The 25,657-nt window shown below is 67.5% G+C and carries 28 protein-coding genes; 17 read left to right on the top strand and 11 right to left on the bottom strand.

Annotated elements, in window-relative coordinates; all coding sequences use genetic code 11:
- Positions 1–14: 14 nt before the first annotated feature.
- Both ACYAF3_RS20225 and ACYAF3_RS20220 read left to right on the top strand, forming a co-directional pair.
- The gene (locus ACYAF3_RS20225) at positions 15–1,352 is read left to right on the top strand and encodes a HAMP domain-containing sensor histidine kinase (protein ID WP_031640535.1); all 1,338 of its coding nucleotides are present in this window, start codon (positions 15–17) and stop codon (positions 1,350–1,352) included.
- Between the two features lie 39 nt (positions 1,353–1,391).
- Positions 1,392–1,871: a hypothetical protein gene (locus tag ACYAF3_RS20220; RefSeq protein WP_003114829.1), complete on the top strand. Its 480-nt coding sequence runs from the start codon at positions 1,392–1,394 to the stop codon at positions 1,869–1,871.
- Here the strand turns inward: ACYAF3_RS20220 and ACYAF3_RS20215 are convergent.
- The gene (locus ACYAF3_RS20215) at positions 1,852–2,412 is read right to left on the bottom strand and encodes a nitroreductase family protein (protein WP_003114828.1); all 561 of its coding nucleotides are present in this window, start codon (positions 2,410–2,412) and stop codon (positions 1,852–1,854) included. The two genes, ACYAF3_RS20220 and ACYAF3_RS20215, sit on opposite strands and share 20 nt — an antisense overlap.
- A 64-nt stretch (positions 2,413–2,476) precedes the next feature.
- Positions 2,477–2,848 carry a YkgJ family cysteine cluster protein gene (locus tag ACYAF3_RS20210; RefSeq protein ID WP_003114826.1) on the bottom strand — a complete coding sequence of 124 codons (372 nt, stop codon included), beginning with the start codon at positions 2,846–2,848 and terminating at the stop codon, positions 2,477–2,479.
- A gap of 157 nt (positions 2,849–3,005) precedes the next feature.
- Between ACYAF3_RS20210 and ACYAF3_RS20205 the strand changes: the two genes are divergently transcribed.
- From ACYAF3_RS20205 to ACYAF3_RS20185, 5 genes are all read left to right on the top strand, one after another.
- Positions 3,006–4,460: a TrkH family potassium uptake protein gene (locus ACYAF3_RS20205; RefSeq protein ID WP_003091497.1), complete on the top strand. Its 1,455-nt coding sequence runs from the start codon at positions 3,006–3,008 to the stop codon at positions 4,458–4,460.
- Between the two features lie 66 nt (positions 4,461–4,526).
- A complete protein-coding gene (locus ACYAF3_RS20200; protein WP_004363206.1) occupies positions 4,527–5,672 on the top strand; it encodes an MlaE family ABC transporter permease in 1,146 nt (381 codons plus the stop codon).
- A complete protein-coding gene (locus ACYAF3_RS20195) occupies positions 5,669–6,463 on the top strand; it encodes an ABC transporter ATP-binding protein (protein ID WP_003091499.1) in 795 nt (264 codons plus the stop codon). Before ACYAF3_RS20200 ends, ACYAF3_RS20195 begins: the two co-directional genes overlap by 4 nt.
- A gap of 1 nt (position 6,464) precedes the next feature.
- Positions 6,465–7,403 carry an MlaD family protein gene (locus tag ACYAF3_RS20190; RefSeq protein ID WP_058137189.1) on the top strand — a complete coding sequence of 313 codons (939 nt, stop codon included), beginning with the start codon at positions 6,465–6,467 and terminating at the stop codon, positions 7,401–7,403.
- Positions 7,400–8,044: an ABC-type transport auxiliary lipoprotein family protein gene (locus ACYAF3_RS20185; RefSeq protein WP_003109195.1), complete on the top strand. Its 645-nt coding sequence runs from the start codon at positions 7,400–7,402 to the stop codon at positions 8,042–8,044. The genes ACYAF3_RS20190 and ACYAF3_RS20185 overlap by 4 nt, the downstream gene beginning before the upstream one ends.
- A gap of 22 nt (positions 8,045–8,066) precedes the next feature.
- Here ACYAF3_RS20185 and ACYAF3_RS20180 read toward each other — a convergent pair whose 3' ends face one another.
- Entirely contained in the window at positions 8,067–9,080 is a 1,014-nt protein-coding gene (locus ACYAF3_RS20180; protein ID WP_003114821.1) for an AraC family transcriptional regulator, read from the bottom strand.
- A 142-nt stretch (positions 9,081–9,222) separates the two neighbouring features.
- Here ACYAF3_RS20180 and ACYAF3_RS20175 point away from each other — a divergent pair, with 142 nt between their 5' ends.
- Both ACYAF3_RS20175 and ACYAF3_RS20170 read left to right on the top strand, forming a co-directional pair.
- Entirely contained in the window at positions 9,223–9,540 is a 318-nt protein-coding gene (locus tag ACYAF3_RS20175) for an Mpo1-like protein (protein WP_003091504.1), read from the top strand.
- A gap of 218 nt (positions 9,541–9,758) precedes the next feature.
- The gene (locus ACYAF3_RS20170) at positions 9,759–11,150 is read left to right on the top strand and encodes an adenylate/guanylate cyclase domain-containing protein (protein ID WP_019485235.1); all 1,392 of its coding nucleotides are present in this window, start codon (positions 9,759–9,761) and stop codon (positions 11,148–11,150) included.
- On the opposite strand, the gene ACYAF3_RS20165 is transcribed toward ACYAF3_RS20170, so the two are convergent.
- Entirely contained in the window at positions 11,140–12,195 is a 1,056-nt protein-coding gene (locus ACYAF3_RS20165; RefSeq protein ID WP_023093910.1) for a glycosyltransferase family 4 protein, read from the bottom strand. The two genes, ACYAF3_RS20170 and ACYAF3_RS20165, sit on opposite strands and share 11 nt — an antisense overlap.
- Positions 12,192–13,004, bottom strand: coding sequence for a UDP-2,3-diacylglucosamine diphosphatase (locus ACYAF3_RS20160; RefSeq protein WP_003091510.1), 813 nt, complete (start codon positions 13,002–13,004; stop codon positions 12,192–12,194). Before ACYAF3_RS20160 ends, ACYAF3_RS20165 begins: the two co-directional genes overlap by 4 nt.
- A gap of 146 nt (positions 13,005–13,150) precedes the next feature.
- On the opposite strand from ACYAF3_RS20160, the gene ACYAF3_RS20155 reads away from it, so the two are divergent.
- The 3 genes from ACYAF3_RS20155 to ACYAF3_RS20145 all read left to right on the top strand — a co-directional run bounded on the left by ACYAF3_RS20155 (position 13,151) and on the right by ACYAF3_RS20145 (position 15,224).
- Positions 13,151–13,915 carry a helix-turn-helix domain-containing protein gene (locus tag ACYAF3_RS20155; RefSeq protein WP_003114816.1) on the top strand — a complete coding sequence of 255 codons (765 nt, stop codon included), beginning with the start codon at positions 13,151–13,153 and terminating at the stop codon, positions 13,913–13,915.
- A 64-nt stretch (positions 13,916–13,979) separates the two neighbouring features.
- On the top strand, positions 13,980–14,315 hold the full coding sequence (locus ACYAF3_RS20150) for a tRNA-binding protein (RefSeq protein WP_023083390.1): 336 nt from the start codon (positions 13,980–13,982) through the stop codon (positions 14,313–14,315).
- Between the two features lie 9 nt (positions 14,316–14,324).
- Positions 14,325–15,224 (top strand): DMT family transporter, encoded by a 900-nt coding sequence (locus ACYAF3_RS20145; RefSeq protein WP_003116401.1) that lies wholly within the window; start codon positions 14,325–14,327, stop codon positions 15,222–15,224.
- A 104-nt stretch (positions 15,225–15,328) separates the two neighbouring features.
- On the opposite strand, the gene azoR3 is transcribed toward ACYAF3_RS20145, so the two are convergent.
- Both azoR3 and ACYAF3_RS20135 read right to left on the bottom strand, forming a co-directional pair.
- Entirely contained in the window at positions 15,329–15,970 is a 642-nt protein-coding gene (gene azoR3, locus ACYAF3_RS20140; RefSeq protein ID WP_003114814.1) for an FMN-dependent NADH-azoreductase AzoR3, read from the bottom strand.
- A 146-nt stretch (positions 15,971–16,116) separates the two neighbouring features.
- A complete protein-coding gene (locus tag ACYAF3_RS20135) occupies positions 16,117–16,434 on the bottom strand; it encodes a hypothetical protein (protein ID WP_003091533.1) in 318 nt (105 codons plus the stop codon).
- A 199-nt stretch (positions 16,435–16,633) separates the two neighbouring features.
- On the opposite strand from ACYAF3_RS20135, the gene ACYAF3_RS20130 reads away from it, so the two are divergent.
- The 5 genes from ACYAF3_RS20130 (at position 16,634) to ACYAF3_RS20110 (ending at position 21,385) form a co-directional block, all read left to right on the top strand.
- On the top strand, positions 16,634–17,563 hold the full coding sequence (locus ACYAF3_RS20130) for a PA3225 family LysR-type transcriptional regulator (RefSeq protein ID WP_003091534.1): 930 nt from the start codon (positions 16,634–16,636) through the stop codon (positions 17,561–17,563).
- A 6-nt stretch (positions 17,564–17,569) separates the two neighbouring features.
- Entirely contained in the window at positions 17,570–18,397 is an 828-nt protein-coding gene (locus ACYAF3_RS20125; protein WP_003114813.1) for an alpha/beta fold hydrolase, read from the top strand.
- Entirely contained in the window at positions 18,379–18,942 is a 564-nt protein-coding gene (gene ppiA / locus ACYAF3_RS20120) for a peptidylprolyl isomerase PpiA (protein WP_003114812.1), read from the top strand. The genes ACYAF3_RS20125 and ppiA overlap by 19 nt, the downstream gene beginning before the upstream one ends.
- Before the next feature lie 62 nt (positions 18,943–19,004).
- Entirely contained in the window at positions 19,005–20,837 is a 1,833-nt protein-coding gene (locus tag ACYAF3_RS20115) for an ABC transporter ATP-binding protein (protein WP_003109184.1), read from the top strand.
- Between the two features lie 281 nt (positions 20,838–21,118).
- Positions 21,119–21,385, top strand: coding sequence for a DUF2790 domain-containing protein (locus ACYAF3_RS20110; RefSeq protein ID WP_003091540.1), 267 nt, complete (start codon positions 21,119–21,121; stop codon positions 21,383–21,385).
- 32 nt (positions 21,386–21,417) lie between these two features.
- Here ACYAF3_RS20110 and ACYAF3_RS20105 read toward each other — a convergent pair whose 3' ends face one another.
- The 4 genes from ACYAF3_RS20105 to ACYAF3_RS20090 form a co-directional block, all read right to left on the bottom strand.
- Complete coding sequence (locus tag ACYAF3_RS20105) at positions 21,418–22,542, bottom strand: GNAT family N-acetyltransferase (RefSeq protein ID WP_003114811.1); 1,125 nt, start codon at positions 22,540–22,542, stop codon at positions 21,418–21,420.
- Between the two features lie 372 nt (positions 22,543–22,914).
- The gene (locus ACYAF3_RS20100; protein WP_003091542.1) at positions 22,915–23,073 is read right to left on the bottom strand and encodes a DUF3309 family protein; all 159 of its coding nucleotides are present in this window, start codon (positions 23,071–23,073) and stop codon (positions 22,915–22,917) included.
- 108 nt (positions 23,074–23,181) lie between these two features.
- Complete coding sequence (locus ACYAF3_RS20095; RefSeq protein WP_003114810.1) at positions 23,182–23,808, bottom strand: 3'-5' exonuclease; 627 nt, start codon at positions 23,806–23,808, stop codon at positions 23,182–23,184.
- Complete coding sequence (locus tag ACYAF3_RS20090; RefSeq protein ID WP_003116398.1) at positions 23,805–25,604, bottom strand: CBS domain-containing protein; 1,800 nt, start codon at positions 25,602–25,604, stop codon at positions 23,805–23,807. The genes ACYAF3_RS20095 and ACYAF3_RS20090 overlap by 4 nt, the downstream gene beginning before the upstream one ends.
- Between the last annotated feature and the right edge of the window lie 53 nt (positions 25,605–25,657).

The following is a 25,657-nucleotide window of genomic DNA, read 5'->3' as shown; positions in this document are numbered from 1 at the left end:
TCAACAGGAAAACCATGCGTTCACTCTTCTGGCGAATCCTCGCCGCCTTCTGGCTGGCCCTGCTGCTGGTCGCCGGGCTGTCCATCCTGCTGGGTCGTGCGCTGAACCAGGACACCTGGATCATCGCCCGCCATCCTGGCCTGAAGGATCTCGCCGAGCAGTGGACCGCCCTCTACGAAGAACAGGGCAGCTACGCGGCCCAGGGCTTGCTGGAGCAACGCCGTCGCGACTACGGGATTTCCATCCAGGTGCTCGATGAAAGCGGCCAGCGCCTGGTCGACGGCACCTACCTGCCGCGCCCCCACCACCGCCCGCCGCGCACCAGCGACCGCAACCTGCCGCGCTTCCCCTGGCGCCAGCTGAGCCAGGAATACGTCAGCCCGCAGAGCAACCATACCTATCTGTTCATCTACCGCATCCCGCACCCGGAGCTGGAGGCCTGGCACCGCGGCAGCCTGCTCTGGCCGCTCAGCGCGCTGGGCATCGCACTGGTGGTGCTGACCCTGTTCAGCCTGCTGCTGACGCTGTCCATCACCCGTCCGCTGAACCGTCTGCGGCGCGCCGTGCACGACCTCGGCCAGACCGCCTACCAGAAGGACAGCCTGGCCCGCCTGGCGCGGCGCGGCGATGAACTGGGCACCCTGGCGCGCGATTTCAACCGCATGGGCGAACGCCTGCAAAGCCTGATCGGCAGCCAGCGTCAGTTGCTCCGCGACGTATCCCACGAACTGCGCTCGCCGCTGGCGCGCCTGCGCATCGCCCTGGCCCTGGCCGAACGCGCCGAACCGGAAGCGCGGGCGCAGATGTGGCCGCGCCTGGAACAGGAATGCGACCGCCTGGAAGCGCTGATCGGCGAGATCCTCGCCCTCGCCCGGCTCGACGCCGAACCCGGCGCGAGCCAACGGATCGCCCTGCTACCGCTGCTCCAGCGGCTGCGCGAAGACGCCCTGCTGCTGGCTCCGGAACAGGATATCCGCCTGGAGGTGGCGCCTGACCTGAGCATCGACGGCTGGCCGGACATGTTCGAACGCGCGGTAGACAACCTGCTGCGCAACGCCGTGCGCTTCAACCCCGTCGGCCAACCCCTGGAGGTGCGTGCCAGCAGCGCCGGCGACTACCTGCGCCTGAGCGTCCGCGACCATGGGCCAGGCATCGCCGCCGAACTGCAGGAGCAGTTGGGCGAGCCGTTCTTCCGCGCACCCAACCAGAGCAGCCCGGGACACGGCCTGGGCCTGGCCATCGCCCGCCGCGCCATCGAGCGCCACGGCGGGCACCTGCGCCTGGGCAACCATCCCGACGGCGGCTTCATCGCCACCCTCAGCCTGCCGCTACGGAGCAAGGCGACCGAATGACGCCGCGCCCAGATGAACAATTCCCCAGGAGCATCCGGCATGACTCTTCCCGCTTCGTTGTTCCTCGATGAACGCCCGCTCGCCCAGGCCATCGCGCCGCCGCCGGAACCTCCCGGCGACGAACCGCAATCGCTGGTCCTGGCGGTCGAGCTAGGACAGGTCGCCCAGCAACTGCGGCATCGCTGGGCGCGCCTCGACCTGAACCTGCCGGAACGCGGCACCTGGCCGCTGGAAAGCTGGCGCCCGGCCTTGCACGAGGCGCTCTACGGCCTGCTCGGCGGCGCCGCGCAGGCCCGCCCGTGGCAGCGCATCACACTGAATCCGGCGCTGGACGCACGCCACGGCCGGCTGCGCCTGGACATCCTCGGCCAGGCGGAAGAAGGCCGGCGCTGGCTGCCGGCGGCCGTGGAAGCCGCCCGACGACTGGCCGGCTGGCAGGGCGGACGACTGCTCTGGCACGCCCAGGGCGCGTATTGGTGCGTACGCCTGCTGTTGCCGCTCAGCCCGGCCAGGCGCTGACGAAGGCCGTCGGGTCGAGTTCCGCCGGCGTGCGCAACTCGCCCATCGGCGTACCCAGGTAGACGAAGCCGATGATCCGCTCCTGCTCGCCGAGCCCCAGGCCGGCGTGCACCACCGGATCGGTGGCCATCTCGCCGGTCCGCCACATCGCCCCCAGTCCCTGGGCATAGGCGCCCAGCACCAGGCCGTGGGCGGCGCAGCCGGCAGCCAGCAGTTGCTCAGCGTGCGGCACCTTCGGGTGGTCCTGCAGGCAAGCGACCGCCACGACCAGCAGCGGTGCGCGCAGCGGCATGTTGCGGGCCTTGGCCAGCGCTTCCTCGGCGGCGTCCGGCTGGCGGCTCGCCAGGGCGCGGGCGTAGAGATCGCCCAGGGCCCGGCGGCCTTCGCCCTCTACCAGGATGAAGCGCCAGGGCCGCAGTTGCCCGTGGTCCGGGGCACGCAAGGCGACCCGGAACAGCCGGTCGAGCTGCTCCGGCGAGGGCGCGGGATCGCTCAGGCGGGCGTGGGAAACGCGAGTGAGCAAGGCGTCGAGAGCCTCCATGGGCGAACTCCTGTCAGAAACGAAATCGCCATTGTAGACGCAATCGCCAGGCTCACGCCCGCTCTCAGGCGACCCGTCCCGGCGCCAGGTGCGGCTGCAGCGGCGGGGTCAGCGGCGGCAGGCCGTAGGCGGCGCGCGCGGCATCGCAGGCCGGGTTGGGCTGGCCGTTGGCCCAGGCCGCCTCGAACTCGCGGCAGGTACTCGAGCGCTGCTCGTAGACGGTGCAGCGAACGCCGCAACCGACCTCGCCGAGCAGCCCGACGCAGCGTGCCGGCTTGTTCTCGGTACCGCTCATGGCAACCATCTGCGGGCTGATGCGGACGGTCAGTTCGTCGGGTACGACGCCGCCTGCGGAACGGCACTCGCCCCAATAGAAAGACACACGAAAATGCGCACAGCAGGCGCCGCAGGTAAGACACGGATTGTCAGTGGACATGGTTGGCAGAACACCAGAGAAACCGGCGAGCGCCGGCGGGCGAAGCGAGATTCTAGCGATTTCGCGGCAGCTGTGAAGAGGGGTGCAGCGGCAGATTTACTCTCCGCGGACGGCTGGTAGAATGGCCGGTCCGCCACAGCCCAGAGCCCCACGATCCATGGCCTTGCCGACCCTACGTATCCTCGGTTTCATCATCGGCATCTTCCTGATCACTCTGGCCGCCAGCATGCTGGTCCCGATCCTGACCATGCTCGCCTTCGACCGTACCGAAGGCATCCAGGCATTCATCTGGTCCAGCGTCGCCACCTTCGTCACCGGCCTCGGCCTGGTCCTGCCGGGACGTCCCGAGCATGTCCACCTGCGCCCGCGGGACATGTACATGCTCACCGTATCGAGCTGGGTGCTGGTATGCATCTTCGCCGCCCTGCCGTTCGTCCTGCAGCAGCACATCAGCTACACCGATGCCTTCTTCGAAAGCATGTCGGGAATCACCGCCACCGGCTCCACCGTGCTCAGCGGGCTGGACGACATGTCCCCGGGCATCCTCATCTGGCGCTCTCTGCTGCACTGGCTGGGCGGCATCGGCTTCATCGCCATGGCCGTGGCGATCCTGCCGATGCTGCGGATCGGCGGCATGCGCCTGTTCCAGACCGAATCCTCGGACCGCTCGGAAAAAGTCCTGCCACGCTCGCACATGGTCGCCAAGTACATCGTCGCCACCTATGTCGGCATCACCCTGCTCGGCAGCCTGGCCTTCTGGGGCGCGGGCATGAGCCCGTTCGACGCGGTCAACCACGCCATGTCGGCGATTTCCACCGGCGGTTTCTCCACCTCCGACCAATCCCTGGCCAAGTGGAAGCAGCCAGCGGTGCACTGGACCGCGGTAGTGGTGATGATCCTCGGCAGCCTGCCATTCGCGCTCTACGTCGCCACCCTGCGCGGACACCGCAAGGCGCTGATCAAGGACCAGCAGGTCCGCGGCCTGCTCGGCCTGCTGCTGGTGACCTGGCTGCTGATGGGCACCTGGTACGCGGTAACCTCCAAGCTGCCCTGGATGGATGCCTTCCGCATCGTCGCGGTGAATGTCACCTCGGTGGTCACCACCACCGGCTTCGCCCTCGGCGACTACAGCATGTGGGGGCACTTCTCGATCATGCTGTTCTTCTACCTCGGCTTCATCGGCGGTTGCTCCGGTTCTACCGCCGGCGGCATCAAGATCTTCCGCTTCCAGGTCGCCTACACCCTGCTCAAGGCCAACCTCTACCAGTTGATCCACCCGCGCGCGGTGCTCAAGCAGAACTACAACGGCCATCGCCTGGACGAGGAAATCGTCCGCTCGATCCTGACCTTCTCGTTCTTCTTCGCCATCGTCGTCTGCCTGCTCGCCCTCTGCCTGTCGCTGATCGGCCTGGACTGGATGACCGCCCTCACCGGCGCCGCCAGCACCGTGGCCGGCGTAGGCCCGGGGATGGGCCCCATCATCGGCCCCTCGGGCAACTTCGCCAGCCTGCCGGACGCCGCCAAGTGGCTGCTGGCCGCCGGCATGCTGCTCGGCCGCCTGGAGATCATCACCGTGCTGGTCCTGCTGACCCCGGCGTTCTGGCGCCACTGAGCGCTCACGGGCCTGTCTGCAATGGCTCTACTCAGGGACTGAAAAGCCGGTGTAAGCTTCTGCACCATGACGACACAGCCGCAACCCGGCCACGTGAGCCTGGATAGCTCCACCCAGCCCGCCCGCGTCAGAGCCATAGGTGATTGGACGCTCGCCCACTACACGGCTCTGGAGCGCGAGGTGACGCGCCTGCGCAGCGAAGTGGCGGGCAACGCCAGCTTCGACCTGAGCCAGTTGGGCGCCCTGGATACCGCCGGCGCCGCCCTGCTCGCCGAATTGCTCGGCGCCGAGCGCCTGGCCGACCTCGCCGAGCTGGAGCCCGGCCTGCCGCGCGAGCGCCAGGCCCTGCTGAAGACCGTCGGCCACGCCCTGCACGACTTCTGCGAACCGGAAAAACCCAAGCCGCCGACCACCGCCATCGAACTGCTGGCTCGCATCGGCTGTGCCATGGAGACCTTCTGGCTGCACCTCAAGGCACTCCTCGGCTTCATCGGCCTGACCCTGGAGACCCTGCTCCGCAGCCTGGTCCGCCCGGCCAGTTGGCGGGTCACGCCGCTGGTGGCGAACATCGAGAAGAGCGGCCTGGACGCGGTGCCGATCATCGCCCTGCTGACCTTCCTGGTCGGCGCGGTGATCGCCTTCCTCGGCGCCACGGTGCTGGCCAACTTCGGCGCGACCATCTACACGGTCAACCTGGTGGTGTTCTCCTTCCTCCGCGAGTTCGCCGTGCTGCTCACCGCGATCCTCATGGCCGGCCGCACCGCCAGCGCCTTCACCGCGCAGATCGGTTCGATGAAGGCCAACGAGGAGATCGACGCGATCCGCGCCCTCGGCCTCAACCCCATCGAGCTGCTGGTGCTGCCGCGGGTGCTGGCGCTGCTGGTATCGCTACCGATGCTGACCTTCGTCGGCATGCTCTGCGGCATCGTCGGCGGCATGACCGTCTGCGCCTGGACCCTGGACATCCCGCCGGCGATGTTCCTGTCGATCATGGAGGACGGAATCGGCGTACAGCATTTCCTGGTCGGTATCAGCAAGGCCCCGCTGTTCGCCTTCCTGATCGCCGTGATCGGCTGCCTGGAAGGCTTCAAGGTCAGCGGCAGCGCCCAGTCGGTGGGCGAGCACACCACCACCAGCGTGGTCCACTCGATCTTCGTGGTGATCCTGCTCGACGCCCTCGCCGCGCTGTTCTTCATGGAGATGGGCTGGTGAGCCAGGACAACCCGCAGGCGATCATCCAGGTCCGCGACCTGTGTAACCGTTTCGGCGCCCAGGCGGTCCACGAGCACCTCGACCTCGACGTCCGTCGCGGCGAGATCCTCGGCGTGGTCGGCGGCTCCGGCACCGGCAAGTCGGTGCTGCTGCGCAGCATCGTCGGCCTGCGCCGGCCGACCTCCGGCAGCGTGCGGGTGTTCGGCGAAGACCTGCTGCAACTGCCGGAGGAGCGCCGCTCCCTGGTCGAACGGCGCTTCGGCGTGCTGTTCCAGCAGGGCGCGCTGTTTTCCTCGCTTACCGTGGTGGAGAACGTCGCCCTGCCGCTGATCGAGAACGCCGGCCTGCCGCGCGCCGACGCCGAGCACCTGGCCCAGGTCAAGCTGGCCCTGGCCGGGCTACCGGCCAACGCCGGCGACAAGTATCCGGCCTCGCTTTCCGGCGGCATGATCAAGCGCGCCGCCCTGGCCCGCGCCCTGGCGCTGGACCCGGACATCCTGTTCCTCGACGAGCCCACCGCCGGCCTCGACCCGATCGGCGCGGCGGCCTTCGACAACCTGATCCGTACCCTGCGCGACGCCCTCGGCCTGACCGTGTTCCTGGTCACCCATGACCTGGACACCCTGTACACCATCTGCGACCGGGTCGCCGTGCTGTCGCAGAAGAAGGTCCTGGTGGTCGACACCCTGGAACGGGTCGCCGCCACCGACGACGCCTGGGTCCGCGAATACTTCCACGGGCCGCGCGGGCGCGCCGCCCACCAAGCCGCCGCCGTGCCGGAGAATCACTGAGATGGAAACCCGAGCCCACCATGTGTTGATCGGCCTGTTCAGCGTGATCGTGATCGGTGCCGCCCTGCTCTTCGGCCTGTGGCTGGCCAAGTCCGGCTCGGAGGGCAAGTTCAACTACTACGACATCGTCTTCAACGAAGCGGTCAGTGGCCTTTCCCAGGGCAGCTCGGTGCAGTACAGCGGGATCAAGGTCGGCGACGTGGCCTTCCTCCGCCTCGATCCGAAGGACCCGCGCAAGGTCTGGGCACGCATCCGCGTGGTGGCCAGCGCGCCGATCAAGCAGGACACCACCGCCAAGCTGGCGCTCACCGGGATCACCGGCACCTCGATCATCCAGCTCAGCAGCGGCACGCCCGCCAGCCCGATGCTGGAGGGCAAGGACGGGAAGATCCCGGTGATCGTCGCCACGCCCTCGCCGCTGACCCAGTTACTGAGCAACGGCGAAGACCTGATGGGCAACATCAACCAGCTCATCGCGCGCTTCAGCAACCTGCTCTCCGAGGAAAACACAGCGCGCATCAGCCGCACCCTCGACCATCTCGACCAGGCCACCGGCGCGCTCTCCGCCGAGCGCGAGAACGTCAGCGCGGTGATGCAGCAGTTGGCCCAGGCGAGCAGGCAGGCCAACGCCGCCCTGGCCCAGGCCAGCGAGTTGATGCGCAGCGCCAACGCCCTGCTCAACGAGCAAGGCAAGGGGATGCTGGAAAACGCCAACAAGACCATGGCTTCGCTGGAGCGCACCAGCGCCACCCTCGACCAGTTGATCAGCGAGAATCGCCACTCGCTGGACGGCGGCATCCAGGGACTCGCCGAGCTGGGCCCGGCGGTCAGCGAACTGCGCGATACCCTGGCGGCACTGCGCGGAATCAGCCGGCGCCTGGAAGAGAACCCGGCGAACTACCTGCTGGGCCGGGAAAAAACCAAGGAGTTCACCCCATGAGGCTCGCCCTTCGCCCGCTGCGTCGCCTGTCCCTGGCCGCCGGCCTGGCCGCGCTCGCCACCCTCGGCGCCTGCTCGATCCTGCCGGAGGCGCAGGTCCTCCAGGTCTACCTGCTACCGGTGCACAACCCTCCGGCCAGCGCCGCCGCGCGGCCGGTCGACTGGTCGCTGCGGATCGCCCGGCCGCGTACCAGCCTGGTGCTGGAGAGCCCGCGCATCGCGGTGCGCCCGCACGGCGACGAAATCAGCGTGTACCAGGGCGCGCGCTGGAGCGATCCGGCGCCGTCGCTGCTGCGCGATCGTCTGATGCAGGCGTTCCAGGCCGACGGCCGGGTCCGCGGCCTGAGCAGCGACGACAGCAACCTGCAGGCCGATTTCGAACTGGGCGGCGACCTTCGCGCCTTCCAGACCGAGTACCCGAACGGCCAGGCCAGCGCGCTGATCCGCTACGACGCGCGCCTGGTGCGTACCGACGACAAGCGCGTGGTCGCCAGCCGGCGTTTCGAGGTCAGCCAGCCGGTGGATGGCAAGAAGGTCGCGGCGGTGGTCAGCGCCTTCGGCAAGGCCGGCGATACGCTGTCGGCCCAGGTTCTCGACTGGACCCTGCGCCAGGCCTCGGCGCAACCCGCCGTGCAGCCCTGAAGCGTCCCGCCTGGCCTGGCGACTAGCCCGGGCGCTCCTGGCGGCGCGCCCGGTATTCGTTGGGCGTGCAGCCGAACCAGCGGCGGAATGCCCGGAAGAAATTGCTCGGATCGGCGAAACCCAGCAGGTAGGCGACTTCCAGCAAGGTCAGGCCGGGCTGCTGGAGATACTGTTCGGCCATATCCCGGCGCGTGTCGTCGAGCAGTTGCTGGTAGCTGGTGCCTTCTTCCTGGAGGCGCCGTTGCAAGGTGCGCTGCGACAGGTGCAGCGCCTGGGCCACCCGTTCGCGCTTGGGTTCTCCCTGCGGCAGCAGCCGGCACAAGGTCTGCCGGGTCAGATGGGTAATGCGGCTGGTACTGAAACGCGCCAGGTATTCGCCGGCGAAGCGATCGTGCAACTGGGCCAGCGCCTCGTTGGCCGAGGGTAGCGGCGTCTCGAGGTCGACGCGGGAAAACACCAGCGCGAACTCCTCGGCGTGAAAGCGCAGCGGCGCGCGGAACAGCTCGACATAGGGTGCCAGCGGCTCGCGGGGCGCGCCGGGCAGTTCCACCGCCAGCGGGTCCAGCGACCGGCCGGTGATCCAGCGGACCATGTCCACCAGGTAGGCCAGCGAGCATTCGGCACTCTGCGGTGGCGCCGGCAGGCGATCGCCATGCACCGTGACGCCGATTCGATAGCCCTGCGGCGTGCGGCGGAAAGTCAGGTCGGACGCTTCCGCGATGATCCGCTGGTAGCGCTCCAGGCGCGCGAAGCCTTCCGCCAGGTTGCGGCTCGACATCAGCGCATAGCCGACGACGTGGAAAGCCGGGCGCCGGACCCGGGCGATGTTCAGGGCGATCGCCGGGTTGCCGCTGAGCGCCACCGCACGCTGCCACAGACGGCTCATGGCGTCCTGCGGGAAGCGCGCGTCGGGGTCCTGCAAGGCCTGGTAGTCGAGGCCCAGCTCGGCGAACAGCTGGCGTCCGTCGAGGCCTTCCAGCTCCAGGGCGAGGACGATGCCCTGGACCCAGCTGGACAAGGTTGTACGTTCCGGCATCGGTCTCTTCTTGTTCTGGCGGGAGGCACGCCGACCGTCGACCGGCCTGGCGGCCCAAGGATACTAAACTGGCCCTGTATGTCATCCGCGACATCGTGCGGCCCGCACTACACTGCGCGGACACAACGAGAGGAGGCATTCCATGAGCAGCCCTGACGACGAGCGTTTCCACAGTTTCGCCGAGTTCTACCCCTACTACCTGCAGGAACACAGCAATGCGGTGTGCCGCCGCCTGCACTACGTCGGCAGCCTGCTGGTGCTGGCGGTGCTGTTCCTCGCCGTGGCCAGCCAGCAGTGGCTATGGCTGCTGGCGCTGCCGCTGGTCGGCTATGGCTTCGCCTGGGTCGGCCACTTCGTCTTCGAGAAGAACCGCCCGGCCACCTTCAAGTACCCGCTGTGGTCGTTCATGGGCGACTGGGTGATGCTCAAGGACGCCTTCACCGGCCGCATCCGCTTCTGACCCGTCCCGCGCGGCCGGCCGCCCGGGCCGGTCGCTCCGCCGGGACGACCGTCGGTCCCGGATCGGTGCGCTTTCCTGAACTATCGCTCAGCTGTCACTGGCCGCCGCGCAAACGCTTGGTTAAGATTCCGCCAGCAACCTGGCCAACCGCCATTCCTCAGGCGGAAAGCTCACGAAGCCGAGCCAGGACGAAAATACACAGGGATCCTCTCCAGCGCATGAAGCCTACCCTCCCCGACCGCTCGCCGACGAGCCGGTCCGTCGCGTCCATGCGTGAATACTATTCGCGCGTGCTGGCCTATATCGCCTGTGGCGCCAGCATCGCGGCGGGAACCTACACCCAGTATTTCAGCTACGGCATCCTCTGGATGGTGCCCTATGCGCTGCTCTACCCGCACCTGGCGTACCACCTCGGCCAGCGCTTCCGCCAGCACGACCCGCGCAAGGTGACCCGCGTCCTGCTCGCGGTGGACGCCGTGCACTGCGGCCTGGGCATGGCGCTGCTCGGCTTCTCCGTGGTGCCCAGCCTGATGTTCCTGCTGGTGCTGAGCTTCACCGCGCTGGTCATCGGCGGCCTGCGCCTGCTCGGCATGGCCCTGCTGGTATCGGCCAGCAGCGCCCTGCTGGTCGCCGTGCTCGTCGCCCCGCCGCTGCTGGGCAATACCCCGGTCGAGGTGGCCGCGGTCAGCATCCTGTTCTGCGGACTGTACATCTGCATCACCGCCTTCTTCGGCCACCAGCAGGGCCTGCGACTGGCCCAGGTGCGCCAGGAGATCGCCCGCGAGCAGGAAAAGGCCGCGCGGCTCGCGCGCAACCTGGCCAAGTACCTGTCGCCGCAGGTCTGGGAAATGATCTTCAGCGGCAAGAAGAGCGTGCGCCTGGAAACCCAGCGCAAGAAGCTCACCGTGTTCTTCTCCGACATCCGCGGCTTCACCGAGCTATCCGAGGAGCTGGAAGCCGAGGCCCTGACCGACCTGCTCAACAACTACCTCAACGAGATGTCGAAGATCGCCCTCAAGTACGGCGGCACCATCGACAAGTTCGTCGGCGACTGCGTCATGGTGTTCTTCGGCGACCCCAGCACCCAGGGCGCGAAGAAGGACGCGGTGGCTGCGGTATCGATGGGCATCGCCATGCGCAAGCACATGAAGGTGCTGCGCCAGCAGTGGCGGGCCCAGGGCATCACCAAGCCGCTGGAAATCCGCATGGGCATCAACACCGGCTATTGCACGGTGGGTAACTTCGGCGCCGACACGCGCATGGACTACACCATCATCGGCCGCGAGGTGAACCTCGCCAGCCGCCTGGAAAGCGCCTCGGAAGCCGGCGAAATCCTCATTTCCCACGAGACCTACTCGCTGATCAAGGACGTGATCATGTGCCGCGACAAGGGCCAGATCGCGGTCAAGGGCTTCAGCCGCCCGGTGCAGATCTACCAGGTGGTGGACTCGCGCCGCGACCTCGGCGCCGCGCCCAGCTACGTCGAGCACGAATTGCCCGGCTTCTCCATGTACCTGGACACCAACAACATCCAGAACTACGACAAGGAACGGGTCATCCAGGCCCTGCAACAGGCCGCCGAGCGCCTACGCGACAAGGTCATCCTCTGAGTTCGTCGAGCGCCGCCGGCAGTTCGTCGCGCCATTCCGGCGCAGTCCGCGGGCCGCTCGCCTGCAGCGCCAGGAACTCCTCCGCCGAAACCCGCCAGGACTGCTCCCGCGCCCAGCGCCCGCAGGCCTGGCGATCCAGCGCCAGCGCCTGGCGGCAGGCTTCGCCAAGATCCTCGTGCATGACCCCGGTCACGCCCTGCTGCAATACATCCAGCGGCCCCGGCACGGCGAAGGCCGCCACCGGCACGCCGCAGGCCAGTGCTTCGAGCATCACCAGGCCATAGGTATCGGTCAGCGAGGGAAACACCAGCACCGAGGCCGCCCGGTAGGCGTCGGCCAGCGCGCGGCCATGGCGGTAGCCGAGAAAACGCGCCTGTGGATAGCGCTGCTCCAGCGCCGCCCGCTGCGGGCCGTCGCCCACCAGCCATTTTTCGCCCGGCAGTTCGAGATCGAGGAACGCCTCCAGGTTCTTTTCCGTCGCCAGCCGCCCGACATACAGGAACACCGGCGGCCGCTCTTCCGCCGCGGGTGTCTCGGCGGGATGGAACAGTTCGGTATCGACGCCCTTGCGCCACAGCCGCAGGTGCTGGAAGCGCCAGGCGCAGAACTCGTCGCGCAGGCGCGGGGTGCTCACCAGCACCGCCCGGCTCGGCCGATGGAAGGCGCGCAGGAAGGCATAGCCCCAGGACAGCGGCAGCCACGGACAGCGGTCACGCAGGTATTCGGGAAAGCGCGTATGGATCGCCGAGGTGAAGTCCAGGCCGCGCTTGCCCAGCCAGCGCCGCGCGGCCCAGCCGAGCGGCCCCTCGGTGGCCAGGTGCACGGCATCCGGGGCGAAGGCCTCGATCAGCCCGCCGAGGCGCCAGAGGTTCCAGGCCAGGGGGATTTCCGGATAGCTGGGACAGGGCAGGCAGCGGAAGTCGGCGGGCGACAGCACCCGTACCTGGTGGCCCAGCAGTTCCAGCTCGCGCTGCAGGGCCAGCAGGCTGGTGACGACTCCGTTGACTTGCGGTAACCAGGCGTCGCTGACGATCAATAGCCTCATGCCGCCGGCTCGACCGCCGCGGCCTGCGCCGCCAGCCGCGCCTGCTCCTCGGCCAGGCGGTAGAGCTGGATGCTGCCGTCCCAGTGTTCGATCAGCGCCGTGCAGGACTCCACCCAGTCGCCGCAGTTGAGGTAATCGACGCCCTCGATGCGGCGGATCTCGGCATGGTGGATGTGCCCGCAGACCACCCCGTCGAGCCCGCGCTTGTGGCACTCGTGGGCGATGGCTTCCTCGAAGTCGCTGATGAAGTTCACCGCGGTCTTGACCTTGTGCTTGAGGTACGCCGACAGCGACCAGTAGCCGTAGCCCCAGCGCCGCCGCCAGTGGTTCAGCCAACGGTTGAGGAGCAGGGTGAACTCGTAGGCGGAATCGCCGAGGAACGCCAGCCAGCGGTGGTAGCGGGTGATCACGTCGAACTGGTCGCCGTGTATCACCAGCAGCTTGCGGCCGTCGGCGGTACTGTGCACCGCCTCGTCGACCAGGCGGATGTTGCCGAGGATCAGGCTCGAATAGCGGCGCAGGAATTCGTCATGGTTGCCGGTGACGTAGATCACCTCGGTGCCGCGCTTGCTCAGGGTGAGCAGGCGGCGGATCACGTTGGTGTGCGCCTGCGGCCAGTAGATGCCGCCGCGCAGCTTCCAGCCGTCGATGATGTCGCCCACCAGGTAGATGCGATCGGCGTGGTAGCGCTTGAGGAACGCCGCCAGGTGTTCGGCCTGGCAATCCCGCGTCCCCAGGTGGACATCCGAGATCCACAGGGTCCGGACCCGCTGCTTGCGGTTCGAGGTGAAGCGTTGCGCGGTGCTCATCGGCGGGTCTCCGACGGTGTTTTTCCGATCTTGGCCGGCGCCGGTGAAACGACTGTGACAGGCCGGCGACCGTTGCGTGACAGGGCCCGGCTGTCTGTCGCCGGCGCCAGCGGGTAGACTGGGCGCCTGCCTCCGGGAGCTTCGCCATGGGTTCGATCCTTTCCCTGCGCCACTACAGCCACGACCAGATCGTCCACAGCCATGACCATGCCCAATTGGTCCTGGGCCTCAGCGGCTGCCTCGACTTCGAGGTCGAGGGGCGCGGCAGCCGCGTGTTGCGGCAGACCTTCGCGGTGGTTCCGGCGCAAGCCCGGCATGCCTGCTCGAGTCCCTCCGGCAGCCGCTGCCTGGTCCTCGACCTGCCCTGCGACGGCAGCCTGCTGCTGGGCCTGGGCGAACACGCCGAAGCCGGTAGGCGGCTGTTCGAGCGACCGCAGGCGCTGTCGCTGACGCCCGCCCAGGGCCAACTGGTGAACTGGCTGGCCAGCGGCCCGATCAACGACCCGGTGATCGCCCACCAGGGCGCCGGCCTGCTCCTCGCCAGCCTGGCCAGCGAGCGCCAGCCGCCGCGCCAGCAGCCCCGCCTGCCACTGGCCAGCCTCGACGCCTACCTCGACCGCCATGCCGCCCATCCGCTACAGGTAGCCGACCTGGCGCGGCTGGCCGGTCTTTCGGTGGCGCGCTTCCACAGCCTGTTCCTCGCCGAGACCGGACAGACGCCCATGGACTACGCGCGCAGCCGACGCCTGCACCAGGCCCACGAACTGTTGCTGGAGAGCAGCCTGGCGGTGGGCGAGATCGCCGCCCGGGTCGGCTACGCCTCGCAGAGCGCCTTCACCGCAGCGCTGGTCCGCGAGTTCGGCGTCACCCCGCGACAACTGCGTCGCGAGTCCCGCGACAAAACCGGCTAGCCGCACGACAGACAAATCCGTCACGACTCCTTACTCTCTGCCCATCGACAGAACAGGAGTCAGCATGGACATCATCGAATGGCAGGATTTCGAACGCGTCGAACTGCGCGTCGGCACCATCCTCAGCGCCGCTCCCAACCCCAAGGCACGCAAACCCGCCTATGTCCTCGAGGTCGACCTCGGACCGCTCGGCCTGCGCACCTCCAGCGCGCAACTGACCGCACACTACCAGGCCGAGCAACTGGTCGGACGCCAGGTCCTCTGCGTCTGCAACTTCGCTCCGAAGCAGATCGCCGGGGTGCGCTCGGAGGTCCTGATCACCGGGGTCTACGATAGCGAGGACAAGGTGGTCCTGGCCGGCTTCGACAAGCCCCTGCCCAACGGTGCGCGCCTGGCCTGAAGGATCCCCATGAATCGACGTTCCGCCCTCGCCGCCCTGCACGGCGGCGCCCTCCTCTTCGGCCTGACCGGGGTGTTCGGCAAGCTGGCCAGCGCCTCCCCCGGGGTGATCGTGTTCGGTCGTGCGCTGTTCGCGGTGCTCGCCCTCGGCCTCTTCGCCCGCCTCGCGGGCCAGGCCTGGCGCGCCCTGGGACCCGCGCAATGGCTGCGCCTGGCGCTCTGCGGCCTGCTCCTGGCCGGCCACTGGGTGAGTTTCTTCATCGCCGTGAAGACCGCCGGCGTGGCCATCGCCACCCTCGGCTTCGCCAGCTTCCCGGCCTTCACGGTAATCCTCGAAGGGCTGCTCTTCCGCGAGCGCATTCATCTCGCGGAAGGACTGCTGGTGGTCCTGGTCAGCCTTGGCCTGGTGCTGGTCACGCCGAACTTCGACCTCGCCAGCGGCGCCACCCTCGGCCTGCTCTGGGCGATCCTTTCCGGCCTGCTGTTCGCCCTGCTGTCGCTGGCCAACCGTAGCAACAGCGGGCAGGTCGGCCCGGTGCAGGCGGCGCTCTGGCAGAACCTGGTAGTCGCCCTGTGCCTGCTGCCATTCGCGGTCGGCGAACTACCGGCGCTACCCGCTCTCGACTGGCTCTGGCTGGCCCTGCTGGGCGTCTTCTGCACCGGCCTGGCGCACAGCCTGTTCGTGGCCAGCCTGGCGGTGGTCAAGGCCCGCACCGCGGCACTGGTATTCGCCCTGGAGCCGGTCTACGGGATCGCCTTCGCCTGGCTGCTGTTCCATGAGACGCCGGGGCCGCGGATGTTCCTCGGCGGTGCCCTGATCATCCTCGCCATCGTGCTGTCGGCGCGCCTCGGTGCACGGGGCAGGAAAACCGCAGTCGGCGACGAACGAGGCGATCCCGAGCGCGCCTGAATCCGCCCCGGCCGTCACACCGGCAACCATCGAAAGTCCGCAGGGAATAAAAAAACCCGGTCGAACACGCGGGGGGAAGGGGTTCGACCGGGTGCTGCGTCCAATCACCGGAGCGTTGGCAGAGGGACGCAAAGGGAGGTGTCGGTTTCCAGCGCCTGCCGCATCCGCTCACGGGCTCGCGCCAGGCCTTTCTCACGGAATTCCGGGCCCATGTTCATGCCCTCCGCGTGGATGAAGGTGACGTCGTGGATGCCGACGAAGCCCAGCACCTGGCGCAGATAGGGTTCCTGGTGATCGAGACCACCGCCGGCGTAGATCCCGCCGCGGGCGGTGAGAACGAAGGCGCGCTTGCCCTGTAGCAGGCCTTCCGGCCCCTGCTCGGCGTAACGGAAGGTCAGGCCGGCGCGCAGCACATGGTCGAACCAGCTCTTCAGGCTGCTGGGAATGGCGAAGTTGTACATCGGTGCCGCCAGCACCAGCACGTCCGCCATCCGCAACTCCTCGGTCAGGCGATTGGAACGCTCGAGGGCGCGCCTTTCCGCAGCGCTATGGCCATCACAGGGGGTGGTCCAGGCTCCCAGCAATAATTCATCGAGGTGCGGCAGCGGCTCGCGCGCCAGGTCGCGAACCTGGAAGCGATCAGCGGGATGCGCGATTTTCCAGTGGGAGATGAATTCCGCCGTCAGCAGGCGGGAAACCGAGCCCCGTTGGCGGGCACTGCTCTCGATAACCAGGACACGGGACATGACTCGACCTCCACCCACTGCGCTACAACGATGGAGGTGAGGGTAGAGAATGATTAATCGATTAAAAAGTTGAAAAAACCGCTGTTAAATATCGACCAGGTTGATTTATAAACAGGCACCACCTAGTCTTTCGGTGAGAGAACGCTCTATTTCGCGATCTTGCAGGTCAGCTTGATCCGCAACTTGATGATGTCGCGGCCGAACTGCGCGGTGAAGTTGCTGTTCTGCCCGGGCTGGATCACGCCCTTGCGCACTTTCGGGGTCTCCGGGCCGTTGCGGAACACCGCCGTGCACTCTGCCGCCTGGCCTCCCAGGTTGGTGAGAAGGATCGCGCCCATGTCGCGCCCGATGTCCTGGGTGCTGTAGGAGACCTCGGTGCCGTTGAGTTGCGGGTCGACCTCGATCGGATAGGCGAAAGCGGACAGGGGCAGCAGCGATAGTGCGAAACAGCAAAGCCTTTTCATGGCCGGACTCCCGGTAGCGACAGATGGAAAAATGGCAACACCCTGAAAACCACGGCATCCCGTACGTCAAGAGAATGGACAGCTACCCCGTACAGGACGCCGACGACACGATAAGCGAAGTCGCCCCTCCGGCGCACTCGTCATCGCCTGCCGGCCGCGGAAACGCCGGCGAGGCATCCCTGCATTCGAGGAGGCGGAAATGAAAGCGCCACGCGTAACCCTGGACCAATGGCGGACCCTGCAGGCGGTGGTCGACCACGGCGGCTTCGCCCAGGCCGCGGAAGCCCTGCACCGCTCGCAATCGTCGATCAGCTATACCGTGGCGCGCATGCAGGAACAGCTCGGCGTGCCGCTGCTGCGCATCGACGGACGCAAGGCGGTGCTGACCGAGGCCGGCGAAGTATTGCTGCGCCGTTCGCGGCAACTGGTCAAGCAGGCCGGGCAACTGGAGGAACTGGCGCACCACATGGAACAGGGCTGGGAACCCGAGGTGCGCCTGGTGGTGGACGCCGCCTACCCCACCGCGCGGATCGTCCGCTCGCTGTCCGCCTTCATGCCGCAGAGCCGCGGCTGTCGCGTGCTGCTGCGCGAGGAAGTGCTCTCCGGCGTCGAGGAAGCGCTGATCCAGGGCGCCGCCGACCTGGCGATCAGCGGCCTGATCATTCCCGGCCACCTCGGCGCCGACCTCAGCGTGGTCGAGTTCGTCGCCGTGGCCCACCCCGACCATCCGCTGCACCGCCTGCAACGCGAACTGACCCACCAGGACCTGGAAACCCAGATGCAGGTGGTGATCCGCGACAGCGGCCGGCTACAGCCGCGCGACCACGGCTGGCTGGGCGCCGAACAGCGCTGGACGGTGGGCAGCCTGGCTACCGCGGCGACCTTCGTCGGCAACGGCCTGGGCTTCGCCTGGCTGCCGCGACACATCATCGAGCGCGAACTGCAGAGTGGCCAGCTCAAGCCGCTGCCGCTGAGCCAGGGCGGCGTGCGGCAGAGCCGCTTCTACCTCTACACCAACAAGGAAAAGCCGCTCGGCCCGGCCAGCCAGATCCTCATGGAAATGCTCAAGTCGTTCGCCAACGTACCGCTCAACGCGCCCTTCGCGGCGCCCGAACCGGCCGCCGAGTGAACGCAGATGCCTGACTTCCAGCACCGCGACTGCACCCTCGTCTACGACGACCACCCCGGTCCCACCGAGCGCGCGCCGGTCCTGCTGCTGCACGGTCTCGGTTCGAGCGCCCGCGACTGGGAATACCAGTTGCCGGCCCTGCTGGGCCGCTACCGCCTGCTGGTCCCGGACCTGCGCGGCCACGGCCGCTCCGGCAAGCCGCGCGGCGGCTACAGCATGGCCGGCTTCGCCGAGGACTGCGCGGCGCTGCTCGACCGGCTCGGCTGCGGCCCGGTACACCTGGTCGGCATCAGCATGGGCGGGATGATCGGCTTCCAGTTGGCCTGCGACCGACCCGACCTGCTGCGCAGCCTGACCATCGTCAACAGCACTCCGGAAGTCATCCCGCGCAAGCCTCGCGAACATCTGGAGGTGGCCAAGCGCAAGCTCCTCTCGCGCCTGCTCAGCCTGCGGACCATCGGCCGCGCCCTCGGCCGGCTGTTGTTTCCCAAGGCGGAACAGGCCGGGCTGCGAGAGAAGATCGAGGCGCGCTGGGCGGAGAACGACAAGCGCGCCTACCTGGCCAGCCTCGACGCGATCATCGGCTGGGGCGTGCAGGAACGATTGGCCGAGATCGCCTGTCCGACCCTGGTGATCAGCGCGGATCGCGACTACACGCCGGTATCGCTGAAGCAGGCCTATTGCGAGCGGATCGCCGACGCCCGCCTGGTGGTGGTGGAGGACTCCCGCCACGCCACGCCGATGGACCAACCCGAGATTTTCAACACCACCCTGCTCGGCTTCCTCGCCGATATCGATAAAACCAAGGAACAACCATGCTCAAACGTCTCCTGATCGCCGCCTGCACCCTGCTCTTCGCCGGTTCCCTGCTGGCCGCCACGCCTGCCGCCAAGCCGCACGTCCTGATCGCCACCAGCCTCGGCGAGATCGAGGTAGAACTCGATCCGGCCAAGGCGCCGATCAGCGTGAAGAACTTCCTCGAGTACGTCGACAGCGGCTACTACGACGGCACCCTGTTCCACCGCGTGATCCCGGGCTTCATGGTGCAGACCGGCGGCTTCAGCGCCGGCATGCAGGAGAAGAAGACCCGTGCACCGATCAAGAACGAGGCCGACAACGGCCTGCTCAACGAGCGCGGCACCCTCGCCATGGCCCGTACCGGAGTGGTCGACTCGGCCACCAGCCAGTTCTTCATCAACCTGACCGACAACGACTTCCTCAACCATGGTGCCCGCGACTTCGGCTATGCCGTGTTCGGCAAGGTGGTGCGTGGCATGGGCGTGGTCGACCAGATCGCCAAGGTTCCCACCACCCGCCGCAACGGCTTCGCCGACGTGCCGAGCGACGACGTGGTGATCCTGTCCGCCAAACGCCTCTGAGTCCAGCCGCAGGGGCTTGATCCGGCGGGCCCAGGACGGGCCCGCTCCAGAAGAGAGCCATCATGCTTTATCGTCGTTTCGAACGTCTGATCGACCCGTTCCGCAGTGCTTCCGAACGCATGCCGCCCAGCGAAGTGCTGCGTTTCTATGTCTACTTCCTGCGCCAGGTCTGGCCGGTGTTCCTGGCCCTGCTGGTGGTCGGCCTGATCGTCGCGCTGATCGAGGTGGCGCTGTTCAGCTACCTCGGCCGCATCGTCGATCTCGCCCAGAGCACGCCCAGCGCGGAGTTCTTCCGCGTGCACGCCAACGAACTGATCTGGATGGCGGTGGTGGCGCTGGTCCTGCGCCCGCTGTTCAACGCCCTGCACGACATGCTGGTGCACCAGAGCATCAACCCGAGCATGACCAACCTGATCCGCTGGCAGAACCACCGCTACGTGCTCAAGCAGAGCCTCGGCTTCTTCCAGAACGATTTCGCCGGGCGCATCGCCCAGCGCATCATGCAGACCGGCAACTCGTTGCGCGATTCGGCGGTGCAGGTGGTGGACGCCCTCTGGCACGTGCTGATCTATACCGTCAGCGCCCTGGTGCTGTTCGCCGAGGCCGACTGGCGCCTGATGATCCCTCTGGTGCTGTGGGTGTTCGCCTACGTCGGCGCCCTCGCCTACTTCGTTCCCCAGGTCAAGCGCCGCTCGGTGGAGGCCTCGGATTCGCGCTCGAAGCTGATGGGGCGGATCGTCGACGGCTACACCAACATCACCACGCTGAAGCTGTTCGCCCACACCCGCCAGGAAGAGGACTACGCCCGCGAAGCGATCGGCGACCAGACCCTCAAGTCGCAACGCGCCGGGCGCGTAGTGACCTCCATGGACGTGACCATCACGGTGATGAACGGCGTGCTGATCACCGGCACCACCGGCCTGGCCCTGTGGCTGTGGAGCCAGGAGCTGATCTCGGTGGGCGCCATCGCCCTGGCCACCGGGCTGGTGATCCGCATCAACAACATGTCCGGCTGGATCATGTGGGTGGTCGGCGGCATCTTCGAGAACATCGGCCAGGTCCAGGATGGCATGCAGACCATCGCCCTGCCGCGCAAGGTGGTCGACCGCGAGGACGCCCAGCCGCTGCGGGTAGAGCGCGGCGAGGTGGAGTTCGAGCACATCGCCTTCCACTACGGCAAGGGCAGCGGCGTGATCCAGGGTCTCGACCTGAAGGTCCGGCCCGGCGAGAAGATCGGCCTGGTCGGACCTTCCGGCGCCGGCAAGTCGACCCTGGTCAACCTGCTGCTGCGCCTGTACGACCTGGAGAGCGGACGCATCCTGGTCGATGGCCAGGACATCGCCGGGGTGACCCAGGAAAGCCTGCGCGCGCAGATCGGCATGGTCACCCAGGACACCTCGCTGTTGCACCGCTCGATCCGCGACAACCTGCTCTACGGCCGCCCCGGCGCCAGCGACGCGGAACTCATGGAAGCGGTGCGCAAGGCTCGCGCCGACGAGTTCATCCCGCTGCTCAGCGACGCCGAGGGCCGCCGCGGCTTCGACGCCCATGTCGGCGAACGCGGAGTGAAGCTCTCCGGCGGCCAGCGCCAGCGCATCGCCATCGCCCGGGTGCTGCTCAAGGACGCGCCGATCCTGATCCTCGACGAAGCGACCTCGGCGCTGGACTCGGAAGTCGAATCGGCGATCCAGGAAAGCCTGGAGACCCTGATGCAGGGCAAGACGGTGATCGCCATCGCCCACCGCCTGTCGACCATTGCGCGCATGGACCGCCTGGTGGTGCTGGACAAGGGCCACATCGCCGAAAGCGGCACGCATGCCGAGTTGCTCGCCCATGGCGGCCTCTATGCGCGCCTCTGGCAACACCAGACCGGCGGCTTCGTCGGCGTCGACTGAAGCCTCGGCACCGGGCGGCGGCTCGCGCCGCCCGGCCTGGGTGACCTTGTCAAAGGCTCTGCAACGGGCCTTTTCGCGGCAATCATCACCGCCGTCGATCTCGACTAGCACGCGCTTCGATTTTTTCCGCCAGCGAAACGGTGTTCTTATCGAACCCGTGCCCCGGCTCGATCCCGACGCCTGCCGCATCGTCCCCGTCCACCTGGCGTCGGCCACGGACGACCAAGGATGCCAGTGCTCGGTACCGGGGATTTCGCCCCATCGCTACGGAGAATCACAGAATGAAACTTGCCTCTGTCGTGTCCGCCGTCATCACCAGCCTCGCCCCCATGGCCTTCGCCCAGGACGTGGACAAGGACCCGGGCCGCGGCCTGCCGGTCGAGGAATACCACTACGGCATGCAACTGGACGTGAAGAATGTCCTGCACCGTACCGACAATTCGACCAGGACCGGCGTAGTGCCGGTGACCGTGGTCTACGAGGACCATAGCGGCGAGCTGCACAAGATCCGCTTCCTCGAATGGGGCGGCAGCACCAGCAACGGCTGAGCGGACGCCACGCCCTATCGTTCCGGCCCCCTTCAGGCCTGGCGGTAGGGCAACAGGCCGTGGGCCTCCTCGGCGTAGGCGCGCACACCCGCCCGCTCCTGTTCGAGGAACTGCGCCACGGCATCGCGCAGACCGGGATGCGCCAGGTAGTGCCAGGAGCGCGTCAGCACCGGCTCGAAACCGCGGATCAGCTTGTGTTCGCCCTGGGCGCCGGCGTCGAAGCGCGCCAGGCCGGCGCCGATGGCGAATTCCAGGCCCTGGTAGAAGCAGGTCTCGAAGTGCAGCCGGTCGAACTCGGCCAGGCATCCCCAGTAGCGCCCGTACAGGGTATCTCCAGCGACCAGGCTGAACGCCATCGCCACCGGCTTGCCACGCTGGTGGGCGAAGACCACACGGATCGCCTCCGGCATGCGCTCGGCCAGCAGGCCGAAGAACTCGCGGCTCAGGTAGGGATCGCGGTCGCGCACCAGGTAGGTGTTGGCGTAGCAGAGATAGACGAAATCCCACTCCAGTTCGGACAACTGGCCGCCTTCCCGCCATTCGAACTCGATGCCCTGTCCGCCGACCTGTTCGCGCTCCTTGCGCAGTTGCTTGCGCTTGCGCGAACTGAGGGCCTCGAGGAAGTCCTGGAAGTCCCGATAGCCGCGGTTGTGCCAGTGGTACTGGCAACCCAGGCGTTCGAGCCAACCGTCACGCGCGGCAAGCAAGGTGTCCGCCCGGGCGTCGGTGAAATTCACATGGATGCTCGACAGACCGCTCGCCTCGGCCTCCTCGCCAAGGGACGCGAGCAGCCCCTGCAACCCTTCGTCCTCGCCCAGCAGGCGCGCACCGGCGACCGGGGTGAAGGGCACCCCTACCAGCAGCTTCGGGTAGTAGCGGATACCGGCCCGCTGGCAGGCGTCGGCCCAGCTCCAGTCGAACACGTATTCGCCGTACGAGTGCGCCTTCACATAGGCCGGCAGCGCCGCGCACAGCCGCCCTTGCGGATCGCGCAGCACGCGATGAGCCGGGCGCCAGCCGGTAGCGGGCGTCACGCTGTGGCTGTCTTCCAGCGCGGACAGGAAAGCATGACGCAGGAATGGCTGGGCGGGAGGCAGCAAGGCGTCCCACTCGGCGGCGTCGATATCGGCAAGGGTGGCAAGCGTCTGGATCGGCATGCGCGCCAGTCTGGCGCGAGACGCAAGGCAAGTGAAGCCGGTCGATGGAAAAAAGCGCCCGGCGGACCCGCGATGAAACCGCCCTTCTCCAAGCGAAGGCTTCAATCCATCCTACGTAGAGCGCATAACGCCAACGGCGTTATCCGCCGATACCCCGCCGCAACGGCGGAGCGAAAGCTGGGAACCCTCCGCGTAGGGCGAATAACGCCGGAGGCGTTATCCGCCGATACCCGCCGCGACGGCGGATAACCGCGATGCGGTTATTCACCCTACCCCAGCGCAGAGCGAAAGCTTGGAACCCTCCGCGTAGGGCGCATAACGCCGGAGGCGTTATCCGCCGATACCCGCCGCGACGGCATTCCCGATCGGGCCCTAGATCATGCCCAGCAGCAACAGGACCAACAGCACCACCAGCAATGCGCCGACGATCCCCGAGGGCCCGTAGCCCCAGTTGCGCGAATGAGGAAAGACCGGCAGGCCGCCGATCAGCAGCAGGATCAGGATGATCAGAAGAATCGTACCGAGACTCATGGGCGTCGCTCCTGTTCGGCTCATGGGGCAAAGGGCGGCAGATTCCGCCCTTGTAGTTCTCGACCCCCGCCGAGCAACGAAGATTCAATAAATCCGCGCCCTCCAGCCTCAGTGGATGACCTTGGGCGCCGGCCCCTTGAGCAGGCGCATGAACATCAGCGCCACCGCCTGGGCGTCGCCGAGGGCGGTGTGGCGACCGCTGACCGGCACATCCAGGGCCCGCGCCAGGGTGTCGAAGCGCAGGTCGATGTGTGCGTCGGGAAAATGCCGGCTGACCTTCCGGTGGTACAGCGACGAAATCTCGATGGAGGGGTTGTGCAACTGTCGGTCGAGGAGCTGGCGCAGGTGCCGGTTCAGCACGGCGACATCGAACGACAGATAGTAGCCCAGCAGCGGTCGGTCGCCGATGAACGCCAGCACCTGGCGCAGGGCCTGCTCCAGCTGCAACTGTCCCTCCAGGTCGGCGCGGCGCAGCTTGTGGATGCGGATCGACTCCGCATCCAGGCTCGGCGGCGGCTCGACGTAGAGTTCCAGGCGCTCGCCCATGACCAGTTTGCCGCGCCGCACCAGCACCGCGCCGATGCTGAGGATGTCGGCACGACGCGGGTCGAGGCTGGTGGTCTCGAGATCGAGGGAGATCACTTCCTCCGCCTCGACCGCCTCGTGCATCCACCAATACAGCCGGCGGCGCCAGCCCGGCCAGCGGCTGTCGGGCAACTTGACCATGGTGTTCATCGGGTCTCCAGGTGGAATTGACGGGCCACGCTCTGCTTGAACTTCTTCACCACATGCAGGCCGTAGCGCAGCATGTCGCGATCGTGGCGGCTCATGCCGCTGACGTCCAGGCCCTGCTGGCGACCGTCGCGTTGGCCGGCCAACTGGCGGGTCAGGCGCAGTTGCAGGAACAGCTCGAAAGACTCGCTAAGGTCGTCCGCCAGGCGTGCTTCGAGGACCTTGTGTCGCTTCAGCGCCTCGATCCGTGCCAGGGTCCCGCGGGTCTCCAGGCCTTCGCGCAGGGCCAGGGTGCGGATGCCGTGGACGATGGGGAAGATCCCGCCGCGCTTGAGATCGAGGCGGGCGTCCTGGGTTTTCAGCTGGCCGAGGAAGGTCAGCGGCGTATCGAATTGCAGGGCCGCCGCCGCGATATCCGCCAGCCAGCGCTCGCCGCCGTCGGCGAAACCGCGCAGTTGCCGACGCAACGGCTCGAACAGCTGCAGGTTGCCGGCCACCGGCCAGGCATCGGCCAGGATCGACAGGCGCAACAGCTGCTCCGGCTTGCCCTCCAGCAGCGTCCCGCGCAGCTCCGCCTGCCAGGCCGCCAGCGGCTTGCACCATTCCGGCCGACTGGCCATCACCCCTCCGGGACAGGGCGGATAACCGAACTCCAGCAAGGCCGCGCTGAAGCGCTGCATCATCGCCAGGGCCTGTTCCTGCGGCAGATCGTCGGCCAGGACCAGGGCATTGTCCTGGTCGGTCTTCAGCAACTGCTCGCCGCGTCCTTCGCTGCCCATCACCAGCAAGCAGCAGCGCCCGCGCAGGGTTGGCGGCAGCAACAATTCGAAAAGCCGTTCGAGCAATTGCTCGTTGAGCGCGCTGACCAGCTGCATGATGAAGCGCAGGCGGATACCGTTGCCGGCCAGGGTAGCGATCAGGGTGTCCAGGGTTTCCGCGCAGCGGCGCAGGTCGCCGAGGTCGTCGGCGCGGGCGATGCGCAGCGCCAGGACGTGGGAATGGGTGGAGAACAGGCTGAGCACCTGGGTCAGGTGCAACAGGCCGATCACCTGACCGTCCTCCGTGACCGCGACCCGCTCGATACGCTGGCGCGTCATGAGGATCATCGCGTCGAACAGGAAATCGCCCAGTTCGACGCTGGCCAGCGGACCATGGGCCAACGGCCCGATCGCCTCCAGCTCGCTGCGCCCGTCGCGGAAGTGCGCGCTCATGAGGTCGGTGCGGGTGACGATGCCGAGCTCGGGCCCGTCCCTCTCCAGCCGCACCAGCAGGGCATCGGCGCCGTGGCTCAATTGCAGGCGCGCGGCGTCGCCGAGGGACAGCGAGGCCTCCACCTCCAGCGCCGGCAGCAAGTGCTCGCGGGCGATGCGGGTAAGGATGAACTCGGCAAGGTTCTGCCCGTCGCGCTGGGCCAACTGGCGCTTGGCCGCCAGGTCGGCCTGGAAGAACCGGGCGAAACCCGGGTTCTCCCCGCACAACTGGTGGAAGCAACTGGCCGGCAGTTCGTAGACGATGCTTTCCTCGATCGCCAGGTAGCGATGCTTGCTGCTGCCGGAAAACAGCCCGCGGACGTCGAACAGGTCGTCCGCGGCGTACTGGGCGAACACTCGCCCGTCGTCGCCGCGCTCCTCGACCACGCCCTTGAGCAGGACGAACAGCCCGGGGACCGCCGAACCGGCCTCCAGCAAGGTTTCCCCCGGCGCGTAGTAGCCTACGCTGAGGGCCTGCTTGAGGGTCTCGCGCTGATGGGGACGCAACTGGTCGAAGGGCGGCGAGGCGAAGTTGAAACTGTCAGGCATGGCTCATCTCGCTGTAACCGGGACGCTGAAACGAAAGGCGGCGGACCGGAAAT

The sequence above is a fragment of the Pseudomonas sp. TZ252 genome (assembly GCF_056110345.1).
Note: the sequence above shows the minus strand (reverse complement) of the source record. Positions and strands in the feature narration are given on the sequence as shown.

What these genes read in the sequence shown, in the direction of transcription:
- ACYAF3_RS20225 (WP_031640535.1), top strand. Translation starts at nt 15, where the DNA reads ATGCGTTCACTCTTCTGGCGAATCCTCGCCGCCTTCTGGCTGGCCCTG.
- ACYAF3_RS20220 (WP_003114829.1), top strand. Translation starts at nt 1,392, where the DNA reads ATGACTCTTCCCGCTTCGTTGTTCCTCGATGAACGCCCGCTCGCCCAG.
- ACYAF3_RS20215 (WP_003114828.1), bottom strand. Translation starts at nt 2,412, where the DNA reads ATGGAGGCTCTCGACGCCTTGCTCACTCGCGTTTCCCACGCCCGCCTG.
- ACYAF3_RS20210 (WP_003114826.1), bottom strand. Translation starts at nt 2,848, where the DNA reads ATGTCCACTGACAATCCGTGTCTTACCTGCGGCGCCTGCTGTGCGCAT.
- ACYAF3_RS20205 (WP_003091497.1), top strand. Translation starts at nt 3,006, where the DNA reads ATGGCCTTGCCGACCCTACGTATCCTCGGTTTCATCATCGGCATCTTC.
- ACYAF3_RS20200 (WP_004363206.1), top strand. Translation starts at nt 4,527, where the DNA reads ATGACGACACAGCCGCAACCCGGCCACGTGAGCCTGGATAGCTCCACC.
- ACYAF3_RS20190 (WP_058137189.1), top strand. Translation starts at nt 6,465, where the DNA reads ATGGAAACCCGAGCCCACCATGTGTTGATCGGCCTGTTCAGCGTGATC.
- ACYAF3_RS20185 (WP_003109195.1), top strand. Translation starts at nt 7,400, where the DNA reads ATGAGGCTCGCCCTTCGCCCGCTGCGTCGCCTGTCCCTGGCCGCCGGC.
- ACYAF3_RS20180 (WP_003114821.1), bottom strand. Translation starts at nt 9,080, where the DNA reads ATGCCGGAACGTACAACCTTGTCCAGCTGGGTCCAGGGCATCGTCCTC.
- ACYAF3_RS20175 (WP_003091504.1), top strand. Translation starts at nt 9,223, where the DNA reads ATGAGCAGCCCTGACGACGAGCGTTTCCACAGTTTCGCCGAGTTCTAC.
- ACYAF3_RS20170 (WP_019485235.1), top strand. Translation starts at nt 9,759, where the DNA reads ATGAAGCCTACCCTCCCCGACCGCTCGCCGACGAGCCGGTCCGTCGCG.
- ACYAF3_RS20165 (WP_023093910.1), bottom strand. Translation starts at nt 12,195, where the DNA reads ATGAGGCTATTGATCGTCAGCGACGCCTGGTTACCGCAAGTCAACGGA.
- ACYAF3_RS20160 (WP_003091510.1), bottom strand. Translation starts at nt 13,004, where the DNA reads ATGAGCACCGCGCAACGCTTCACCTCGAACCGCAAGCAGCGGGTCCGG.
- ACYAF3_RS20155 (WP_003114816.1), top strand. Translation starts at nt 13,151, where the DNA reads ATGGGTTCGATCCTTTCCCTGCGCCACTACAGCCACGACCAGATCGTC.
- ACYAF3_RS20150 (WP_023083390.1), top strand. Translation starts at nt 13,980, where the DNA reads ATGGACATCATCGAATGGCAGGATTTCGAACGCGTCGAACTGCGCGTC.
- ACYAF3_RS20145 (WP_003116401.1), top strand. Translation starts at nt 14,325, where the DNA reads ATGAATCGACGTTCCGCCCTCGCCGCCCTGCACGGCGGCGCCCTCCTC.
- azoR3 (WP_003114814.1), bottom strand. Translation starts at nt 15,970, where the DNA reads ATGTCCCGTGTCCTGGTTATCGAGAGCAGTGCCCGCCAACGGGGCTCG.
- ACYAF3_RS20135 (WP_003091533.1), bottom strand. Translation starts at nt 16,434, where the DNA reads ATGAAAAGGCTTTGCTGTTTCGCACTATCGCTGCTGCCCCTGTCCGCT.
- ACYAF3_RS20130 (WP_003091534.1), top strand. Translation starts at nt 16,634, where the DNA reads ATGAAAGCGCCACGCGTAACCCTGGACCAATGGCGGACCCTGCAGGCG.
- ACYAF3_RS20125 (WP_003114813.1), top strand. Translation starts at nt 17,570, where the DNA reads ATGCCTGACTTCCAGCACCGCGACTGCACCCTCGTCTACGACGACCAC.
- ppiA (WP_003114812.1), top strand. Translation starts at nt 18,379, where the DNA reads ATGCTCAAACGTCTCCTGATCGCCGCCTGCACCCTGCTCTTCGCCGGT.
- ACYAF3_RS20115 (WP_003109184.1), top strand. Translation starts at nt 19,005, where the DNA reads ATGCTTTATCGTCGTTTCGAACGTCTGATCGACCCGTTCCGCAGTGCT.
- ACYAF3_RS20110 (WP_003091540.1), top strand. Translation starts at nt 21,119, where the DNA reads ATGAAACTTGCCTCTGTCGTGTCCGCCGTCATCACCAGCCTCGCCCCC.
- ACYAF3_RS20105 (WP_003114811.1), bottom strand. Translation starts at nt 22,542, where the DNA reads ATGCCGATCCAGACGCTTGCCACCCTTGCCGATATCGACGCCGCCGAG.
- ACYAF3_RS20100 (WP_003091542.1), bottom strand. Translation starts at nt 23,073, where the DNA reads ATGAGTCTCGGTACGATTCTTCTGATCATCCTGATCCTGCTGCTGATC.
- ACYAF3_RS20095 (WP_003114810.1), bottom strand. Translation starts at nt 23,808, where the DNA reads ATGAACACCATGGTCAAGTTGCCCGACAGCCGCTGGCCGGGCTGGCGC.
- ACYAF3_RS20090 (WP_003116398.1), bottom strand. Translation starts at nt 25,604, where the DNA reads ATGCCTGACAGTTTCAACTTCGCCTCGCCGCCCTTCGACCAGTTGCGT.